The organism is Polaromonas sp., assembly GCF_013817205.1.
Classification (GTDB): Bacteria; Pseudomonadota; Gammaproteobacteria; order Burkholderiales; family Burkholderiaceae_C; genus Polaromonas.
Window position 1 is genome coordinate 39,783 of record NZ_JACDDD010000003.1, and the last position, 19,896, is coordinate 59,678.

The following is a 19,896-nucleotide window of genomic DNA, read 5'->3' on the forward strand; positions in this document are numbered from 1 at the left end:
GCGACTTTTTGACAATTTGATTTAAAATAGTCGCATGCAGCGCTATCTTGATGCCTGTGTCAGGGCCGATCTCAACAAGAAGATGGTCATCCTGACAGGGCCCCGTCAGGTGGGTAAAACCACACTCAGTCGGCAGTTGCTGAGTGAATTCAAAGACGCGCAATACTTCAATTACGACGTGCCGGAGCACAGAGCCGTGCTGGAAAACAGGACCTGGAACAAGAAGTCCACGCTGCTCGTCTTTGACGAAATCCACAAAATGCGCCAGTGGAAGCCTTGGCTAAAGGGCGTGTTTGATGGCCGAACTGACGGCCAGTCGCTGCTGGTCACGGGGAGCGCCCGCATGGACACGTTCCGGCAATCCGGCGAATCGCTGGCCGGGCGCTACTACAAGCTGCGCTTGCACCCGATTTCGGTGCGCGAGTGGTGTGAGCAAACCGGCGCTGCGCCCGAGGACGCGCTGTCGCATCTGCTGCAGCGCGGCGGCTTCCCCGAGCCATGCCTGGCCGATACCGACGAGGAGGCTGCGCGCTGGCGGGCAGAGTACTTTTCCGATCTCGTGCGTGAGGACGTTCTGGAGTTTTCGCGTCTGCAAGAGATCACCACCATGCGCCTGTTTGCAGAGCTGCTGCGCTCTCGGGTGGGCTCGCCCTTGTCACTCGCATCGATGGGGCGGGATCTGGCCATTTCGCCGGGCACGCTCAAAAAATACCTTGATATTCTGGAGGCCTTGTTCATTGTGTTCACCGTGCGCCCCTGGCACCGCAATATCGCCCGGGCCACGTTACAGGCGCCCAAGGTGTATTTTTATGACACCGGACTGGTCAAGGGCGATGACGGCGTACGCTTTGAAAACTTCATGGCTTGCTCGCTGCTCAAACATGTCGAATGGCAGCAGGACGCGCTGGGCAAAGAAGCCGGGCTGCATTACATCCGCACCAAGGATGGCGCCGAAGTTGATTTCGCGCTCAGCCACGGCGACACCTTGACCGATCTCGTGGAATGCAAGCTCAGCGATGCCAAGCCGCACCGTGCCCTGCTGCGGTTTGCCGGCGAATGGCCACAGGCGCGCGCCAGTCAGGTGCTGCGCGGCTTGAGCCATGCCATGGATGTGGGGCCGCTGCAAATCCGTGAAGCAGCAGGATGGCTGATGGAGCTTTCGGCATGACAACTCCCGACCTGTTCACGCAGCCTGAGCCGGGCTCGGCGGCTGACCACATCGCCGCGCTGCGTACCGAATTACATCTGCACGCGCACCGCTATTACGTGCTGGACGAGCCCAGCATTCCGGATGCCGAGTACGACAAGCTGTTCCGGGAGCTGCAGGCACTGGAAGCCGCAAACCCGGAGCTGGCCAGCCCGGATTCGCCGACCTTGCGTGTCGGCGGCAAGGCGCTTGACCAGTTCGCCAGCGTGCGCCATGCGGTGCCCATGCTCAGCATACGCACAGAAACCGATACCGAAGCGACCGGTGCGCAGAACTTCGATGCCCGCGTGCGCAAGGAACTGGGCCTGGCCGAGTCCGATCCGCCGGTGGAATACGTCGCCGAACTGAAATTCGACGGCCTGGCGATGAACCTGCGTTATGAAAACGGTGTGTTGATGCAGGCGGCCACGCGCGGCGATGGCGAGGTCGGCGAGGAGGTGACGCAGAACATCCGCACTCTCCGGCAAATTCCGCTGCGGCTTCCGAGCGACGTTCCGCCGGTGCTAGAGGTTCGTGGCGAGGTCTACATGCGGCGCGATGCCTTCGAGTCACTCAACGACAAGCAGCGCGACAAAATTGCCAAGGGTGCCAAAAACGAAAAAACCTTCGTCAATCCGCGCAATGCTGCGGCCGGCGCCGTGCGCCAGCTCGACCCGGGTATTGCTGCCCAGCGCCCCCTGAGCTTTTTTGCCTACGGCCTGGGCGAAGTCACGCCGCAGGAAGAGGGCGGTCCGCAGTTCGAAAGCCATTACCAGATGCTGCTGATCCTCAAATCTTGGGGTTTTCCGGTCGCAGCCCTTACCCAGACTGCGCAAGGCGCTCCTGAATTGATATCATTTCACGGCAAGATCGCGCGCGAGCGGGACCAGCTGCCTTATGACATCGACGGCGTGGTTTACAAGGTCAACAGCTTGGCGTTGCAGAAAAAACTGGGTTTTGTTACACGCGAGCCACGCTGGGCGGTGGCGCACAAATACCCGGCACAGGAGCAAATCACGACCGTGCTTGCCATCGATGTGCAGGTCGGCCGCACCGGCAAACTGACGCCGGTGGCCAAGCTGGCGCCGGTGTTTGTGGGTGGCGTGACCGTCACCAATGCCACGCTGCACAACGAGGACGAAGCCAGACGCAAGGATGTGCGGATCGGCGACACCGTGATCGTGCGGCGCGCCGGCGATGTGATTCCGGAGGTGGTCAGCGTGCTGGTCGACAAGCGTGTGCAGGACGCGCCGCAGTTCAGCATGCCGCGCACCTGCCCGGTCTGCGGCTCCGACGCGGTGCGGGAGGAGGGCGAGGCCGACTACCGCTGCACTGGCGGCCTGTTCTGCGGCGCCCAGCGCAAGGAAGCCATCCTGCATTACGCGCATCGGCGAGCCGTCGAGGTCGAAGGCCTGGGCGACAGGCTGGTCGAGCAGATGGTTGATGCCAACATCATCCGCACCTTGCCCGATCTCTACAAGCTGGGCCTGACGGCGCTGGCCGGGCTGGAGCGCATGGCCGACAAGTCGGCGCAAAACCTGCTGCAGGCGCTGGAAAAATCCAAGTCCACCACCTTGCCGCGTTTCCTGTTTGGTCTGGGCATACGCCATGTGGGCGAAGCCACGGCCAAGGAGCTGGCGGGCCATTTTGGGAAGCTTGACACGATCATGGATGCGACCGAAGCGCAGCTGCTGGAAGTCAGCGATGTCGGACCCATCGTCGCCCAGAGCATCCGCACCTTTTTCGACCAGGCGCACAACCGCGAGGTGGTCGAGCAGTTGCGCGCCTGTGGGGTGCACTGGCCAGAGGCCGAGCCGGCCGCCCGCGCGCCGCAGCCCCTGTCGGGCAAGACCTTTGTCATCACCGGCACCTTACCGACCCTGAGCCGCGACGAGGCGAAAGACCGGGTGGAGGCAGCCGGCGGCAAGGTGGCAGGCTCGGTCAGCAAAAAAACCGACTACGTGGTGGCTGGTACCGAAGCCGGCAGCAAACTGACCAAAGCGCAGGAACTGGACATTAGCGTGATTGATGAGACCGGTTTGCTGCTATTGCTGAAAACACCTGCCGCCTGATCGGTTCAGGGAGCAGGCGGGACGGCATCAGGCATCTTTTCCGGCCGGCGCCATATCCAGACCAGCACACAGACCATGACGGCAATCACCACCAACGCCATCCAGCGCTTGGGAAAAGTCAGCAGCATGAAGACCGCGCTGCCACTCATGGTCAGGGTGGTCAGCCATTTGGCACGCCGGCGCACTACACCGCCGCGCCGCCACTCGGTCAGCATGGGCCCGAACGCCCGATGCGCTTCCAGCCAGGCCAGCAGTTTCGGTGAACTGCGGGCCGCAGCCCAGGCCGACAGCAGGATGAAGGGTACCGTTGGCACCACCGGCAAGAACAGACCGACGATGCCCAGCACCAGGCTGGTGACCGCAAGGGCGATCAGCAGCCAGCGTACGGGCGCCGCAGGCGGGGTGGTGCCGGGGAGCGCCGGCGGGGGATCGGGTTGGTCGGCCATGCCCCATTTTGCCGTGTGGCAGGCGCGGCTCTGCATGCTCGGGGTTTTGCCATTGCCCAGGAGCGGGAGCCGCGCGTTACGGTGATCAAGAGGTCCATGCTGCCCTATCGCCGGGACGGTAAACTGCGGTCATGAAACGTCAAACAGCGCTCCGGCTTCTCACAGAGCACAAATCCCGTTTGGTCAGCCAATTTGGCGTGACAAAACTCGCTGTATTTGGCTCAACCGCACGGGATTCAGCCACTGACCAAAGTGATGTCGATGTTCTTGTCGCCTTCGATGGCCCAGCGACTTCGGCCCGCTATTTTGGCGTGCAGTTCTACCTCGAAGACCTGCTGGCCTGCCGTGTTGATCTGGTCACGGAAAAAGCGCTACGCGCCGAACTCCGGCCCTTTGTGGAGAGGGATGCTGTTCATGTCTGAGGGCATGTCAAACCGGGAATGGCGTTTTTATATTGACGACATGCTCGATTTCTGTGTCCGCGTGCAGACTTTTACGACAGGGCTCGATCAAGCCGGATTTGTAAACGATGACTTGCGTTTTGATGCCACGGTTCGCAATCTTGAGTTGATTGGTGAGGCCGCCAACCATATCCCCGAATCGGTCCGTACCTCGTTGCCGCAGATTCCGTGGCGCATGATCATTGCAACGCGAAATCGACTCATTCACGGTTATCTCGGAATCGACCATGACACTCTCTGGAGTATTGTCGAAACCGACGTTCCGACCTTGCTTGTCCATCTACAAACGCTGAAAGCGAGGTGGGTGCCATGACCATCCGCGAAATCCTCAAAATGGGCGACCCGCGCCTGCTGCGTGTTGCGCCTCCCGTGACCGAATTCGACACCGACGAGATCCATCTGCTGGTGTCTGACATGTTCGAGACCATGCGTTTGGTCAACGGCGCCGGACTGGCCGCGCCGCAGATTGGCGTGGACCTGCAACTGGTGATTTTTGGCACCGATGCGGTGAACCCGCGTTATCCGGATGCGCCGCTGGTGCCGCGCACCGTGTTGCTCAACCCGGTGATCATGCCGCTGTCGGACGAGGAAGAAAACGGCTGGGAAGGCTGCCTGTCGGCGCCCGGCCTGCGCGGGCTGGTGCCGCGTTATTCACGCATCCGTTACACCGGCTTTGACCCTTACGGCGATCCGATTGATCGCACTGTGGATGGTTTTCATGCCCGGGTGGTCCAGCATGAGTGCGACCACCTGATCGGCAAGTTGTACCCCATGCGAATCCGCGACTTCAACCAGTTTGGCTTTACCGAGGTGCTGTTTCCGGGACTGGACGCGTCAGAAGACGACTGAGAGCCATACCATTGAACCTCATGTAAAACATGAGAAAAGCCTAATAAACAATTGAAAGTATTTATTAATTTGTAATCAAGACGCCAGTGCTTCCAGAATTTCCGTCTCGATGGCGATTTGTGCCTTGTTTTGCTGCAGCTCCGGACCGTCGATCAAAAAGGTGTCTTCCACCCGTTCCCCCAGAGTGGTGACCTTGGCGAGTTGAAGGTTGATGCGGTGGTGTGCCAGCACCCGGGCGATGGAATAAAGCAGGCCGACCCGGTCGCTGGCGGATACGCTGAGCAGCCAACGCTGGCCTTTTTCGTCCGGCCGCAGGTCCACGCGCGGCGTGACAGGAAAGCTCTTGACCCGGCGCGACACCCGGCCCTTGCCGGGCGACGGCAGCGGGCCATTTTCTTCAATCGCCCGATCCAGGTCGGCCTCCACCATCGCGACCAGCTCCCGGTAGTGGTCGGCCAAGGTCGGGCTCACGACCTGGAAGGTGTCCAGCGCGTAACCTTGCGAGCCCTTGTGGGGCTTGGCAGTGTGTACCTTGGCATCCAGAATGCTGAAGCCGGCTTTCTCGAAGTAGCCGCAGATGCGGGCGAACAGATCGGGCGTGTCGGGCGTGTACACCAGCACCTGCATGCCTTCACCTTCGGCCGAGCAGCGCGCCCGCACGATGCATTTGGCGGTGCCCACGTGGCGCGACAGGTGGCGCGCGTGCCAAGCAATGTCACCGGCCTCGTGGCGCATGAAATAGCTGACGTCCAGAGAGTCCCACAGGGCCTTGTGCGCTTGGAAGGGCTCGGCGTGCAGGGCCAGCATCGCCAGCGCCTCTCGTTTGCGGGACTCGACCTCGGCGTCGGCATCCGGTGCGCGGCCGCCCAGCACGCGCAGCGTGTAGCGGTACAGGTCTTCCAGCAGCTTGCCTTTCCAGGCGTTCCAGACCTTGGGGCTGGTGCCGCGAATGTCGGCCACCGTCAGCAGGTAGAGCGCCGTCAGGTAGCGCTCGTTGCCGACCCGTCGGGCGAAAGCGCCAATGACTTCAGGGTCGCTCAGGTCTTCCTTTTGCGCGATGCGGCTCATGGTCAGGTGTTCGCCGACCAGGAACTCGATCAGTCGGGCATCTTCGGCCGGAATGCCGTGCTGGCGGCAAAACACCCGCACGTCCAGACAGCCGAGTACGGAATGGTCGCCGCCGCGCCCCTTGGCGATGTCGTGGAACAGCGCGGCGATGTACAGAATCCAGGGCTTGTCCCAGCCGGCGCCCAATTGTGAGCAGGACGGGTATTCGTGCGCATGTTCGGCCATGAAAAATCGCCGCACATTGCGCAGCACCATCAGAATGTGTTGGTCCACCGTGTAAACGTGGAACAAGTCATGCTGCATCTGCCCGACGATCTTGCGGAACACCCACAAATAGCGCCCCAGCACCGAGGTCTGGTTCATCAGCCGCATGGCGTGGGTGATGCCCGAGGGCTGCTGCAGGATCTGGCGGAAGGTGTTGCGGTTGATCGGGTCGCGCCGGAAACCGGCATTCATGATGCCGCGGGTGTTGTAGAGCGCGCGCAGGGTGCGGGCTGACAGACCCTTGATGCCCGGCGTGGTCTGGAACAGTAAAAAAGTTTCCAGGATGGCGTGGGGCTCGCGCTGGTAGAGTTCGTCGCTGGCCACTTCGATCATGCCGCCCCTGTCGAAGAAGCGTTCATTGACGACCTGCATGGGCGCGGTTTGCGGGTGGATGCGCTCCTCGATGTTGAGCAGCAGGATCTGGTTGAGCTGGGTCACCGCTTTGGCAGCCCAGTAATACCGCTTCATCAGCGCTTCGCTGGCGCGAATCATGGGACGTTTCGCCGACGGGCCGCCCCTAGGCGAAACAGCCTCCTCGGGGGGCAGCGAGGACACGTCAGTGCCGAGCGTGGGGGCGAGATTCGCCGACGGGCCGCCCCTAGGCGAAACAGCCCCCTCGGGGGGCAGCGAGGACACGCCAGTGCCGAGCGTGGGGGCGAGATTCGCCGACGGGCCGCCCCTAGGCGAAACAGCCCCCTCGGGGGGCAGCGAGGACACGTCAGTGCCGAGCGTGGGGGCATTGCGATAACCGAACGACTCGGCGACGGCGGTCTGCAGGTCAAACACCAATCGATCTTCGCGCCGGCCCGAGAGCAGGTGCAGGCGCGCGCGGATCAGGCTCAGCAGCCCTTCGTTGGCCTTGATCTGGCGCACCTCGAAAGCCGTGGCCAGCCCGTTGCGGGCCACTTCGTCCCAGGTCTTGCCCAGGCCGGCGGCCTTGGCCACCCACAGCACCACCTGCAGGTCGCGCAGGCCGCCCGGCGACTCCTTGCAGTTGGGCTCGAGCGCATACGGCGTGTTTTCAAACTTGTTGTGGCGTTGGCGCAGCTCCAGGGTCTTGGCCACAAAAAAGGCCTGCGGGTCCATCACGCGGTCCAGCTCGCCGATCAAGGCCGCAAAAATCTTGGTGGAGCCAGCGATCAAGCGCGCCTCCAGCATCGAGGTCTGCACCGTCACGTCCCTGGCGGCTTCTTCGGCACAGTCTTTCACCGTGCGCACGCTGGAGCCAATCTCCAGCCCGTTGTCCCAGCAGGCGCCTATGAAATTCTCGATCTTGCTTTTCAGCGCCGGGTTGCCTTCGACCTGCGAGTCGTCGCGCAGCAGCAGCAGCACGTCCACATCCGAGTTGGGAAACAGCTCGCCACGGCCAAAACCGCCAACGGCCACCAGCGCGCAACCGACCGGAAAGTCAGCGCGTTGCCAGATGTGGCGCAAAGTGGCATCGGTATGCCGGGCGAGCCGCCGCAGCAGGCTGTGGATGCCCCGGGTGGAGGCGCCACTGCCGGCCAGGGAGGCCAGCAACGCAGTTTTGCCAGCGCGATACTGTTCACGCAGGGCGACCGCTTCGGTCATGGCGGGCTGCGCGGGGAGCATCTTCGGACGGGGAAGTGGCGTGTAGCCTCAGGCCGCAGCGTCGGCCGCCGCCGGCGCGGAAGCGGCCGGGTAAGCCGCCACGAAGTCCGGCGTGGCCGGGCTGCCGGCGGACAGGGTCAGGACCTCATAGCCGGTCGGGGTGACCAGCACCGTGTGTTCCCACTGGGCCGACAGCGAATGGTCGCGCGTGACAATGGTCCAGCCGTCTTTTTCAGGGCCGTCCTTGATGTCGCGTTTGCCGGCGTTGATCATGGGCTCGATGGTGAAGGTCATGCCGGGCTTGAGTTCTTCCAGTGTGCCGGGACGGCCGTAATGCAACACCTGCGGTTCTTCGTGAAAGCGCTTGCCGATGCCGTGGCCACAAAACTCGCGCACCACTGAGAAGCCCTGCTTTTCGGCAAAGGTCTGGATGGCGTGGCCGATGTCGCCCAGCCGCACGCCTGGTTTGACGCGCATGATGCCCTGCCACATGGCTTCAAAGGTGACCCGGCACAGACGCTTGGCAGCAATCGACACGTCGCCAATCATGTACATCCGGCTGTTGTCGCCGTACCAGCCGTCCTTGGTGATCACAGTGACATCGATGTTCATGATGTCGCCCTTTTTCAGCGGCTTGTCGTTCGGGATTCCGTGGCAGACCACGTGGTTGAGCGAGGTGCACAGCGAGGCCGGGTAGGGCGGGTAGCCGGGCGGCTGGTAACCCAGGGTGGCAGATACCGTGCCCTGCACATTGACCATGTAATCATTGGCCAGCTTGTCGATCTCGCGCGTGGTGACACCGGCTTTCACGAAGGGGGTGAGGTAGTCCAGCACCTCAGACGCCAGTTTGCAGGCGACACGCATGCCTTCGATACCCGCTGCGTCTTTGTACGTAATACTCATGTCGCGATTATCCCACCTGGACCCCGCAGAGGCAGGAAGGGCGCCCATCGCTGATAAAATTCAGGGTTAACCAGCACCCCGGCAGCCGCCGACAACCACAAGGCCACCGCCACCGTGACCCTGCACCTGACGACTTTCGAGGGCGATGCCCACGGTATCAGCGCCCTGAGTGACTTCCGCGCCCTGCAACTGCTTCCCCGCCTGCATGCCATAACACCCGACATCAGCGGGATCAGCGCGCGTTTTGTGCATCTGGTGGCCACCGAAGCCCCCCCCAGCGAGGAACTCCGGGCCAGTCTGGCCGCGCTGCTCAGTTACGGCGAACCGGCCGCGCCGGTGGTCGAAGGCAGCCTGTTGTTCATCGTCTCGCCGCGTTTTGGCACGGTCTCGCCCTGGGCCTCCAAGGCCACCGACATTGCCCACAACTGCGGGCTGGCGGTCAAACGCATAGAACGCATCACCGAATACCGCGCCAGCCTCAAACCGGGCTTTTTCAGCAAGGGTGCACTCAGTGAAGCCCAGCGCGGGCAGGTCGCCGCGCTGCTGCATGACCGCATGACCGAAAGCGTGATGGACGACCGGGCGCAGGCCGCCGGCCTGTTCACCGAACTGCAGGGCGCGCCGCTGCAATCCATTGATGTATTGGCCGGTGGCAAGGCCGCGCTCGAAGCCGCCAATAGCGAATTCGGGCTGGCGCTGGCCGCCGACGAAATCGATTACCTGGTGAACGCCTTCACCGGCCTGCAGCGCAACCCGACCGACGTCGAGCTGATGATGTTTGCCCAGGCCAACAGCGAACACTGCCGCCACAAGATCTTCAACGCCGACTTCACCATCGACGGTGTGGCTCAGGGCATCAGCCTGTTCGGCATGATCCGCAACACCGAGAAGCTGCACCCGCAGCACACCGTGGTCGCGTACTCGGACAACGCCTCCGTCATGGAAGGCCTGCCGGTCCAAAAGTTTTATGCCAAATCGGCCTCCAGCCCCCGTCCGACGGGCGCAACCAGCTATCAAAATTATAGCGCAACGGACGATGTGCTGACCCATGTGCTGATGAAGGTCGAGACGCACAACCACCCGACGGCGATATCGCCGTTCCCCGGCGCCTCCACCGGCGCGGGCGGTGAGATCCGCGACGAAGGCGCGACCGGCCGAGGCTCTCGCCCCAAGGCCGGCCTGACGGGTTTCACCGTATCGCGCCTTTTCGACGATAGTTTCGGCAAGCCCGGCCACATCGCCAGCCCGCTGCAGATCATGACCGAGGGCCCGCTGGGCGGCGCTGCCTTCAACAACGAATTTGGCCGTCCGAACCTGGCGGGCTACTTCCGCGAGTACGAACAGACGGTGGGCGGCCAGCGCTGGGGGTACCACAAGCCCATCATGATTGCCGGCGGCGTCGGCACCATCGATGCGCGGCTGACCAAAAAGATTCTGTTTCCGGCGGGCACCTTGCTGATCCAGCTCGGCGGCCCCGGCATGCGTATCGGCATGGGTGGCAGCGCGGCCAGCTCCATGGCTTCGGGCACCAACGCGGCCCAGCTCGACTTTGATTCGGTGCAGCGTGGCAACCCCGAGATCGAGCGGCGCGCCCAGGAGGTCATCAACCAGTGCGCCCAGCTCGGCAGCGGCAACCCGATCCTGGCTATCCACGACGTCGGCGCTGGCGGATTGTCGAACGCCTTCCCGGAGCTGGTCAACGACGCCGGGCGCGGCGCACGGTTCGACTTGCGCGCGGTGCCGCTGGAGGAAAGCGGCCTGTCGCCCAAGGAAATCTGGAGCAATGAAAGCCAGGAACGTTATGTGATGGCGATTTCGCCTGAATCTATGCCGGTGTTTCAGGCCTTTTGCGAGCGTGAGCGTTGCCCGTTTGCGGTGATTGGGGTCGCGACCGAGGAGAAGCAGCTGGTGCTGTCAGACAAGAATGCTGCATCTCCAGTAGATATGCCGATGAATGTCCTGCTGGGCAAGCCGCCAAAAATGCAGCGCGACGTGAAGACGGTTCGCCACGAGATCAAGCCAATCAACCTCACCGGCGTCGACCTGCAGGCCAGCGCGATTGCCGTGCTCAACCACCCGACGGTGGCGTCCAAACGTTTCCTGATCACCATCGGCGACCGTACCGTCGGTGGCCTGACGCACCGCGACCAGATGGTCGGTCCCTGGCAGGTGCCGGTGGCCGATTGCGCGGTAACGCTGGCCGACTACGCCGGTTTTGCGGGCGAGGCCATGAGCATGGGCGAACGCACGCCGCTGGCGGCCGTCAATGCGGCGGCTTCCGGCCGGATGGCGGTGGCAGAGGCCATCACCAACCTGCTGGCTGCACCGATTGAGCTGCCGCGCGTCAAGCTGTCGGCCAACTGGATGGCGGCCTGCGGCGAACCCGGGCAGGACGCTGCGCTGTACGAAACCGTGAAAGCCGTGGGCATGGAACTGTGCCCGGCGCTGGGTGTGTCGATTCCGGTCGGCAAGGATTCGCTGTCCATGCGCACCGTCTGGACGGACGATGGCGCCTCCAAAAAAGTCACATCGCCGGTCTCGCTGATCGTCAGCGCCTTCGCGACGCTGCCCGACGTACGCGGCACGCTGACGCCACAACTCAACGCCGAAGAAGCAGACAGCACGCTGATCCTGATTGACCTGGGCAAGGGCAAAAACCGCATGGGCGGCTCCATCCTGGCGCAGACGCTGGAGCTGGAAGACGGCGAGGTGCCGGACCTGGACGAGCCGCAGGACCTGGTGAACCTGGTCAACGCGGTCAACCACTTGCGCCAGCAGGGCCGGCTGCTGGCCTACCACGACCGCAGCGACGGCGGCCTGTTCGCCACGGTCTGCGAGATGGCGTTTGCCGGCCATGTGGGCGTGTCGCTCAACATCGACATGCTGCTGCTGGAAGGCGACGGCATCTCTGACAGCCGCATGGACACGGGCGACAGCAAGAACTGGGCGTCGCAGGTCAGCGCCCGCCGCGAGGAGCTGACGCTCAAGGCGCTGTTTAATGAGGAGATCGGCGCTGTGATCCAGGTCGCTACCTCCGTGCGTAATGAGGTCATGCAGACGCTGCGAGATCATGGCCTGTCGAAGTTCAGCCACTTCATTGGCAAGACCCGGCCGCAACACGCCTCGCTGGAAGTCGGCAAGGGCGAAGTCCAGGTCTGGCGCGATACCAAAGCGGTGTTCAGCGCCAAGCTGCAGGATCTGCACCAGGTCTGGGACAGCGTGAGCTGGAAGATCAACCAGCAGCGCGACAACCCGGCCTGCGCCGACCAGGAACACGCTGCGGCCGGCGATCCGCTGGATCCGGGCCTGCACGTGGTTTTGGCATCAAATCAGGCTCTAGCCCCCGTCCCGCCTGCGCAGGCAGCTATTGATTCAGTAGCAATTCCGGGGCTGCTGGTGTCCCGGCCCAGGGTCGCCATCCTGCGCGAGCAGGGCGTCAATTCGCATGTGGAGATGGCTTACGCCTTCACCCAGGCTGGTTTCGAAGCCTTTGACGTGCACATGACCGATCTGCAGACCGGCCGCGCGCAACTGGCTGATTTCACTGGCGTCGTGGCCTGCGGCGGTTTTAGCTATGGCGACACCCTGGGTGCCGGCATCGGCTGGGCCCGCTCCATCACCTTCAACCCGGCACTGTCGGCGCAGTTCCAGGCTTTCTTCGGGCGGGCCGATACCTTCGGCCTGGGCGTGTGCAACGGCTGCCAGATGTTTGCCGAACTGGCCGACATCATTCCGGGTGCCGAAGCCTGGCCGCGTTTCACCACCAACCGCAGCGAGCGTTTCGAGGCCCGACTGAGCCAGGTCGAGGTGCTGGACTCACCCAGTCTGTTTTTTGCCGGTATGGCGGGCTACCGCCTCCCGATTGCGGTGGCGCACGGCGAGGGTTATGCCAACTTCGCGCATCGCGGCGACGCATCGAAAGCGATTGCTGCCATGCGTTTCACCGACAACCACGGCCAGCCGACGGAGGCCTACCCGGCCAACCCTAATGGCAGCGCCGGCGGCCTGACGGCGGTGACCACGGCAGACGGCCGCTTCACGGCGATGATGCCGCACCCCGAACGCGTGTTCCGCAATATCCAGATGAGCTGGACGCCGCTGGACCGGAGCGCACCCAGCCCGTGGATGGAGATCTGGCGTAATGCGCGCCGCTGGGTGGGCTAAGCCTTGTCCTTGGATGCGGTCCGGCGTATTTCCTATGTCGTCCCCTATGGTCTGATCGCACTGCTCGCATGGCTGGGCAACCTTTCATGGTGGGCTGTCGCCATGCTTGCGGGTGGGGGTGTGTTCGCCTGGGACTGGTTGTGGGGCGACCGACATTTGCTGAAGGCCGGTACCTGTCTGGCCATCACAGGCCTGGGCCTGTTTTGCCTGCTCGCGGCTTTTTTCCTGGCGCACGGCTTGAACCTGTCTTTGAACGACTACCTCGAGCTCGCGAGTCAATCGCCGCGCAGGCAAAGGCTGTTGTACTAGTTGCCGGCGATCGGCGTCGGAGTGACCCTGTATGGACTTCTTGGCTGGAGCCGCGCCTGGCTCCTTGAGAGAGATGAGCGCTGGTGACTAGCCCCCCGGCGGTACCTGCGCCGCACCTTCGATCCGGTGGCGTGCCAGCACCACGGACACAAAGCCCCAGGCCTCCATCTCCTCGACAAAAACAATGACGTAACGCCCCGGATTCCGAGCTTTTGGCAGGCCCATTGCCTGCTGGACAACCGGGTGGGCGCTTGTGTTTTCCGGACTGCTTCATCCATTCCCGCTCCGCACATCGGCGGCGTCCTACACGGTGGCCTTGGGCAGCCTCCTAGCGTGGGCCTTGGTAATTTTGCCGCACGCTAATCTCCAACTCCGATGCCTAAAAAACCCAAAGCCGATGTCGCAGCCAAGGCTGCCACCCGCAATACCGATAGCGGCCCTGCCGGCGGCGCTCCCCTCGACGCCAGCGACCTGCCGTCCCGCAAGATGGCGGAAGTCCAGGCGTTGGCCGAAGCCATGCCCTACAACGTCAGCAAGCCGCTGGAACACGGCTTTCACAACGCCCTTGAACCGCAGCGCGGGGCTACCGTGGACAGTCCGTCGCGGCTGGCCACTGGCAGCACCCTTTCGGAAGAGAACGGCACTGAAAAAACCGGCAGCACTGCGCTGGAAGGCCTGAACGCCACTATCGAGCCGCTCGACCGAGTGCGCGTCGACTCCGGCGGCCAAGTGCTCACCACCAACCAGGGTGTGCCCATCGCCGACAACCAGAATTCGTTGAAGTTCGGCCTGCGCGGCCCGGCCCTGCTGGAAGACTTCATCCTGCGCGAAAAACTCACGCATTTCGACCATGAACGCATTCCAGAACGCATCGTGCATGCGCGTGGCTCTGGCGCTCACGGCTATTTTGAGTGTTACGAGCCGCTGCCCCAGTACACCAAAGCGGCGCCCTTCAAGGAAGCCGGCAAGATCACGCCAGTTTTTGTGCGCTTTTCCACCGTGGCCGGTGAGCGCGGCTCCAAGGACACGGCACGCGATGTGCGCGGCTTCGCTGTCAAGTTTTATACGGACGAGGGCAACTGGGATTTGGTGGGCAACAACATGCCTGTGTTTTTCATCCAGGACGCGATGAAATTTCCGGATCTGGTGCACGCCGTCAAACCCGAGCCGCACCACGCCATGCCGCAGGCGGCCAGTGCGCATGACACCTTCTGGGACTTTGTTTCATTGATGCCGGAGTCCACCCACATGCTGATGTGGGCCATGTCGGACCGCGCCATCCCGCGCAGCTATGCCACCATGCAGGGTTTTGGCGTGCACAGCTTCCGCCTGGTCAACGAAGCCGGTGAGTCCTTCTTCGTCAAGTTTCACTGGGAGCCGAAATACGGCACGCATTCGCTGGTTTGGGACGAGGCGGTCAAGATCTCTGGCGCTGATCCGGACTTTCACCGGCGCGACCTGTGGGAGCGTATCGAGTCGGGTGCTTTCCCCGAGTGGGAGCTCGGCTTGCAAATCTTCACTGAAGAGCAGGCTGACAAATTCAGCTTTGACATTCTGGACGCGACCAAGATCATTCCCGAAGAACTGGTGCCGGTGCAGAAAGTCGGGCGCATGGTCCTCAATCGCAACCCGGACAACTTCTTTGCCGAAACCGAGCAGGTGGCGTTTTGCACCGCGCACGTCGTCCCCGGCGTCGACTTTTCCAACGATCCGCTGCTGGCCGGACGCATCCATTCCTATGTGGATACGCAGATATCCCGCCTGGGTGGCCCGAACTTCCATGAAATTCCGATCAATGCGCCGGTGGCGCCGGTGCACAACAACCAGCGCGACGGCATGCACCGCCAGGCCATCAACCGTGGCCGCGTAGCCTACGAGCCAAATTCGCTGGCCGGTGGCTGCCCGTTTCAGGCCGGGGCCGCGCAGGGTTTTGTGACAGTGGCCGCCGGTTTGCGAGCCCAGGAGGAGCAGGGCAAAGTCCGCGGCAAGCCTGAAAAGTTTGCCGATCACTACACCCAGGCCACGCTCTTCTATGAGAGCCAGACCCCTGTCGAGCAGGCGCACATCGCAGCGGCCTTCCGCTTCGAGCTCAGCAAGGTCACGGTGCCCGCGATCCGTGAGCGCATGGTGGCTTCGCTGCGCAATGCTTCGGAAGACCTCGCGCGCAAGGTGGCAGACGGGCTCGGCATGGACCCCATGCCTGCACCCATGCCACGCGCGCTGGCCAAGCCAGAGCGGGCCGAAGTCACGAAGTCACCCACGCTGTCGTTGATGGCCCGGCCTGGTGATGGTTCGCCCAAGGGGCGCAAGGTTGCGATTCTGGTCGCACCAGGCGTGATTGGTGCATCGGTGGCCGCCGTGCAAGGGGCTTTGCTTGCCCAGGGCGCGGTCGGGCGTCTGGTGGGTCCGCGCATCGGGCCTTTGCCCACGCACGAGGGCGACATGCTCGACGCCGATGCTTCGCTGGAAAATGAGCCAGGTTTCCTGTTCGACGCCCTGGTGCTTCCCGATGGCGAGGCGGCTGTCACCGCCCTGGCCAGCGACGGTCACACCATGGAGTTCATCAAGGACCAGTACCGGCATGGCAAGACCATTCTGGTGCTGGGCGCGGCGAAAGCCTTGATCGCCAAGGCCGGCGTGCCAGCAGAACTGCCGGATGGCCGGTCTGACCCGGGCCTGATGTTCTCGGGCGGTGACGCGGCGCAGGCGCTGGATGCTTTCATCAAGGCCGTGGGCGGCCCGCGTCACGCTGAACGCGAGACCGACCCGCCCCGGGTGTGACTTCCGCGCGCGCATGAAAAAACGGCCCAAGGGCCGTTTTTTTTGCCGACGGTGCGTGCAGGGTTGGCTTATTCCACCTTGGCCTTGTCGCGCAGGCCCTGCTGGAAAGCGGCCAGTTTTTGCTGCTGCATCTGCTGCGTGATTTGCGGCTTGAGCTCTTCGAAGGGCGGCAGCTTGGCGGTGCGGATGTCATCGACGCGGATCACGTGGTAGCCGAACTGGGTTTTGACCGGGGTGTCGCTGAGCTGGCCCTTGTTGAGTTTGGCCAGGGCTGCTGAAAATTCGGGCACATAGCTGCCCGGATTGGCCCAGTCCAGGTCGCCACCGTTGGCGCCGGATCCGGGGTCCTTGGACTGCTTCTTGGCGATGTCTTCAAACTTGCCGCCTTTTTTCAGGCTGGCAATGATGGCCTTGGCTTCGTCTTCCTTTTCCACCAGGATATGACGCGCCTTGTATTCCTTGCCGCCATTGGTCGCCACGAACTTGTCGTACTCGCCCTTGAGGGCGGCGTCGGTGACCGGGTTTTTCTTCTGGTAATCGGCGAACAGTTCGCGAATCAGGATGGCCTGGCGCGCCAGTTCCATCTGAACCTTGAAGTCATCGGTAGACGACAGGCCCAACTTCTCTGCTTCCTGCATAAAGACTTCTCGTGCAATCACTTCTTCGCGGATTTGACCCTGCATCTCGGGTGTGACCGGCCGGCCGGAGCGCGCCAGCTGCAGCGCCAGCGCGTCCACGCGTGCCTTGGGTACGGGCTTGCCGTTGACGATGGCGACGTTCTGCGCGAAGGCGCTGCCTGCGCCGACCGTCATCAGGGCGCTCAGGGCGCCGGCAAATAAAAAGTGCTTTTTCATGGGTTTCCTTGGGTAATCGGGTCATTCATCGCGCCTGGGCTACCGGGGCAACAAATCAGGGTGTTTCGATGATTTCAATGGCCAGCGCATGCAGGCCCTGATCAATGAAATTTTGCAGTGCATCATACACAAGCCGGTGGCGCGCCACGCGGGCTTTGCCGGTAAAGACCGGGCTGGAAATGCGAACGCGGAAATGACTGCCAAAACCATCTGCATTCGCGCCGGAATGCCCTGCATGCGCAGCACTTTCGTCCACAACTTCCAGGAATGTCGGCGCCAGGCGATCGCGCAATTGTTGCTCAATGCGAATTGCGTGAACCGGTTGCGGCGCGATCGGCAGAGACATGGCTCAAGCCTTGACGTGTTTGTTCAGGAAGACCGTCTGCGCCATCACGAACACCAGCATCAGGCCCATCCCACCAAACAGCTTGAAGTTGACCCAGGTTGCCGTCGAAAAGCTGTAGGCCACCCAGAGATTGAGGACACCCATGACCGCAAAGAAAGCGATCCAGCTGTAGTTGACCTTGCGCCAGATATCGTCAGGCAGACTCAACTGCGCGCCCATGAGCTTCTGTATGCCGTTTTTCTTGAACAACAGCTGACCAACCAGCAACGCGCCGCCCATGACCCAATACAGCACCGTGGGCTTCCATTTGATGAACGCTTCGCTGTGAAAGTAGATGGTGGCGCCACCGAGCAGAGTGACAAGGCCGAGGCTGACCCACAGCATGGTGTCGATCTTGCGGCCGCGAGCCACCAGCCAAAGGATTTGCGCCAGCGTGGCCAGGATCACCACCACCGTGGCCAGCAGCACCGGCGCTTCGGCAGTGCCGACCACGCCGCCTGACACCATGAAACCGAGCCACTCGGTGGCGGTGCGTGCCGCCCATTCGGTGTTGCCTTCGGCGTACTTGAACATGCCGAAGAACAGGATGATGGGGAGGAAGTCGAAGAGAATTTTCATGATCTGATTATCTCAGGCCCCCGTGTTCCGCCGGTTCCGCGGCGCCAGCTTGCACAAATGGGAAGCATTGAGCGCAGCTTCATGCTTTCTGGAAGTCCAGGGAGGCGGAGTTCATGCAGTAGCGCAGACTGGTATCAGTGGGTCCATCAGGAAAGACGTGCCCCAGATGTGCACCGCACTGGCTGCAAACGGTTTCAGTGCGTGTCATGCCGTGGCTGCGGTCAACAATGTCGGTGATGGAACCAGGCACGGCTTCGGAAAAACTGGGCCAGCCGCATCCGGCATCGAACTTGGTGCTGGCATCAAACAGCAAGTTGCCGCAACAGATGCAGTGGTAACTGCCGTCGTCCCAAACCGCCTCGTACTTGCCAGTGAAGGGGCGCTCCGTTGCCGCGTGGCGGGTGACTTCAAAAGCGCCGCGCTCGGCGCCTTTTTCCGCCAGCACAGCCTTCCACTCGGCGTCGGTTTTCTGGATTTTTGCGGTCATGAATTACCTTTGGTGATGGTCATTATTCCTGCTTACGAACTGCAGCTGATTTCAATGGAGGACGCCCAGTCTGGCGGGAAGCCGGCAAAAGCCTCGTGATCCGGATGTTCCCCAAATGGGGCTTGCAGCAACTTCAGCAAGGTATCGACCCCGGAAAAGTCCTGAAGTTTCGCCGCGCGTATGGCTTGTTCGCCCAAATGGTTGCGGAGCACGTATTTCGGATTGGATTCAAGCATAAAATCGGCCCTCAGCCCTTGATCCACGGGAGCCGCGCGCTCCGAATACTGTAGCAACCAGGTGTCGAACCCCTGTCGGTCCAGGAACAGGTCTCGCACGGCCTCGGGGGGGCCGCCGGCCGCAAGGCCGCTCAGGCGGCGCCAGAAAATGGTGTAGTCCACCCTGTCGGCGGCCAGCAGCTTGAAGATGCCTTCAATCAGTGCTTTGTCCTCGGGCCGGCTGTCCGGCAGACCCAGCTTGGCACGCATCCGGCCCTCCAGTTTCTCTGGAAAGACGGTCTTGTAAGACTCCAGGGCGGCCAGCGCCTGCTCCTGTGTGTCCATCAAGGGCAGCAGCGCCTGGCCTAGGCAGAACAGGTTCCAGTAGGCGATGTTGGGCTGCTTGTTGTAGGCGTAACGACCCTGGGTGTCGGAGTGGTTGCAGATGTGTCCGGGGTCGAAGGCGTCCAAGAACTGGAACGGGCCGTAATCAATGGTCAGGCCCAGAATGCTCATGTTGTCGGTGTTCATGACACCGTGGCAAAAGCCGACGGCCTGCCACGCCGCGACCATGTGCGCAGTTCGTTCGCTGACGGCCTGTAGCAGCTCGGCATAAGGCTGCGCGGCATCCCGGCACTCGGGATAGAAGTTGTCGATCACGAAGTCGGCCAGAATTTTGAGCTGCTCGTGCTGGTCGCTGTAGCTGAAGTGTTCGAAATGGCCGAAGCGGATGAAGCTGGGCGCCATGCGCGTGACCACGGCGGCGGTTTCAACTTCCTCACGGCGCACCCTCGCATCGGATCCGGTGATGCACAGCGCACGGGTGGTCGGGATGCCCAGCCCGTGCATGGCCTCGGAGCACAGGTATTCGCGGATCGAACTGCGCAGCACCGCGCGCCCGTCGCCCATGCGCGAGTAGGGTGTGAGGCCGGCGCCCTTGAGCTGGATCTCCTGCGGTCCGGCAGCGGTTTGCAGTTCCCCCAGCAGGATCGCGCGGCCATCGCCGAGCTGTCCGGCCCATTGGCCGAACTGGTGGCCGCTGTACACGCTGGCCAGCGGCTGCGAGCCCTGGGCCAGCACATTGCCGGTGAACAAGTCCAGTGACTCCTGGGATGCGAACCACTGCTCTTGCAGCCCGAGTTCGCGCGCCACCGCCTGGTTGCGACCAACCCAGTAAGGCGATGGCAGCGGTGTGGGCCGGAGTTCGGTAAAAAAGTCAGGCCCCAGCGTGGCGAAGCGGTTGTTCCAGGTGAGGCCCGGAATGGCCGCAGCGGGATCTGTAATGACTGCATTCATGCGCT

At 62.5% G+C, this 19,896-nt stretch carries 17 protein-coding genes; 8 read left to right on the plus strand and 9 right to left on the minus strand.

What is annotated here, in order from left to right:
• Nucleotides 1-34: 34 nt before the first annotated feature.
• Both H0W47_RS01225 and ligA read left to right on the plus strand, forming a co-directional pair.
• The gene (locus tag H0W47_RS01225) at nt 35-1,168 is read left to right on the plus strand and encodes an ATP-binding protein (protein ID WP_296919597.1); all 1,134 of its coding nucleotides are present in this window, start codon (nt 35-37) and stop codon (nt 1,166-1,168) included.
• A complete protein-coding gene (ligA, locus tag H0W47_RS01230; RefSeq protein ID WP_296919598.1) occupies nt 1,165-3,258 on the plus strand; it encodes an NAD-dependent DNA ligase LigA in 2,094 nt (697 codons plus the stop codon). The genes H0W47_RS01225 and ligA overlap by 4 nt, the downstream gene beginning before the upstream one ends.
• Nucleotides 3,259-3,263: 5 nt before the next feature.
• Here ligA and H0W47_RS01235 read toward each other — a convergent pair whose 3' ends face one another.
• The gene (locus tag H0W47_RS01235; RefSeq protein WP_296919600.1) at nt 3,264-3,704 is read right to left on the minus strand and encodes a YbaN family protein; all 441 of its coding nucleotides are present in this window, start codon (nt 3,702-3,704) and stop codon (nt 3,264-3,266) included.
• Nucleotides 3,705-3,835: 131 nt separating this feature from the next.
• On the opposite strand from H0W47_RS01235, the gene H0W47_RS01240 reads away from it, so the two are divergent.
• Genes H0W47_RS01240 through def form a run of 3 tightly spaced genes read left to right on the plus strand, consistent with a single transcriptional unit; the run spans nt 3,836 to nt 5,014 of the window.
• Entirely contained in the window at nt 3,836-4,126 is a 291-nt protein-coding gene (locus H0W47_RS01240) for a nucleotidyltransferase family protein (RefSeq protein WP_296919601.1), read from the plus strand.
• The gene (locus tag H0W47_RS01245) at nt 4,110-4,478 is read left to right on the plus strand and encodes a DUF86 domain-containing protein (RefSeq protein ID WP_296919603.1); all 369 of its coding nucleotides are present in this window, start codon (nt 4,110-4,112) and stop codon (nt 4,476-4,478) included. Before H0W47_RS01240 ends, H0W47_RS01245 begins: the two co-directional genes overlap by 17 nt.
• Nucleotides 4,475-5,014 carry a peptide deformylase gene (gene def / locus H0W47_RS01250; protein WP_296919605.1) on the plus strand — a complete coding sequence of 180 codons (540 nt, stop codon included), beginning with the start codon at nt 4,475-4,477 and terminating at the stop codon, nt 5,012-5,014. The genes H0W47_RS01245 and def overlap by 4 nt, the downstream gene beginning before the upstream one ends.
• Nucleotides 5,015-5,089: 75 nt before the next feature.
• On the opposite strand, the gene H0W47_RS01255 is transcribed toward def, so the two are convergent.
• Both H0W47_RS01255 and map read right to left on the minus strand, forming a co-directional pair.
• Nucleotides 5,090-7,918, minus strand: a complete 2,829-nt coding sequence (locus H0W47_RS01255) for a bifunctional uridylyltransferase/uridylyl-removing protein GlnD (protein ID WP_296919607.1) — start codon at nt 7,916-7,918, stop codon at nt 5,090-5,092.
• Nucleotides 7,919-7,966: 48 nt separating this feature from the next.
• Nucleotides 7,967-8,821 (minus strand): type I methionyl aminopeptidase, encoded by an 855-nt coding sequence (gene map, locus H0W47_RS01260; protein WP_296919609.1) that lies wholly within the window; start codon nt 8,819-8,821, stop codon nt 7,967-7,969.
• Between the two features lie 114 nt (nt 8,822-8,935).
• Between map and purL the strand changes: the two genes are divergently transcribed.
• The gene (purL, locus tag H0W47_RS01265) at nt 8,936-12,985 is read left to right on the plus strand and encodes a phosphoribosylformylglycinamidine synthase (protein WP_296919611.1); all 4,050 of its coding nucleotides are present in this window, start codon (nt 8,936-8,938) and stop codon (nt 12,983-12,985) included.
• A gap of 3 nt (nt 12,986-12,988) precedes the next feature.
• Nucleotides 12,989-13,294 (plus strand): hypothetical protein, encoded by a 306-nt coding sequence (locus tag H0W47_RS01270; protein WP_296919613.1) that lies wholly within the window; start codon nt 12,989-12,991, stop codon nt 13,292-13,294.
• Nucleotides 13,295-13,381: 87 nt separating this feature from the next.
• Here the strand turns inward: H0W47_RS01270 and H0W47_RS01275 are convergent, their stop codons facing one another.
• Complete coding sequence (locus H0W47_RS01275; RefSeq protein WP_296919616.1) at nt 13,382-13,519, minus strand: hypothetical protein; 138 nt, start codon at nt 13,517-13,519, stop codon at nt 13,382-13,384.
• A gap of 150 nt (nt 13,520-13,669) precedes the next feature.
• On the opposite strand from H0W47_RS01275, the gene H0W47_RS01280 reads away from it, so the two are divergent.
• Complete coding sequence (locus tag H0W47_RS01280; protein ID WP_296919618.1) at nt 13,670-16,075, plus strand: catalase; 2,406 nt, start codon at nt 13,670-13,672, stop codon at nt 16,073-16,075.
• Between the two features lie 68 nt (nt 16,076-16,143).
• On the opposite strand, the gene H0W47_RS01285 is transcribed toward H0W47_RS01280, so the two are convergent.
• The 5 genes from H0W47_RS01285 to H0W47_RS01305 form a co-directional block, all read right to left on the minus strand.
• The gene (locus H0W47_RS01285; RefSeq protein WP_296919620.1) at nt 16,144-16,929 is read right to left on the minus strand and encodes a peptidylprolyl isomerase; all 786 of its coding nucleotides are present in this window, start codon (nt 16,927-16,929) and stop codon (nt 16,144-16,146) included.
• Nucleotides 16,930-16,984: 55 nt separating this feature from the next.
• On the minus strand, nt 16,985-17,275 hold the full coding sequence (locus tag H0W47_RS01290) for a BolA family transcriptional regulator (RefSeq protein ID WP_296919622.1): 291 nt from the start codon (nt 17,273-17,275) through the stop codon (nt 16,985-16,987).
• 3 nt (nt 17,276-17,278) lie between these two features.
• Entirely contained in the window at nt 17,279-17,893 is a 615-nt protein-coding gene (locus H0W47_RS01295; RefSeq protein WP_296919624.1) for a septation protein A, read from the minus strand.
• A gap of 79 nt (nt 17,894-17,972) precedes the next feature.
• The gene (gene msrB, locus H0W47_RS01300) at nt 17,973-18,380 is read right to left on the minus strand and encodes a peptide-methionine (R)-S-oxide reductase MsrB (protein WP_296919626.1); all 408 of its coding nucleotides are present in this window, start codon (nt 18,378-18,380) and stop codon (nt 17,973-17,975) included.
• 32 nt (nt 18,381-18,412) lie between these two features.
• A complete protein-coding gene (locus tag H0W47_RS01305) occupies nt 18,413-19,891 on the minus strand; it encodes a YdiU family protein (RefSeq protein ID WP_296919628.1) in 1,479 nt (492 codons plus the stop codon).
• Nucleotides 19,892-19,896 lie beyond the last annotated feature (5 nt).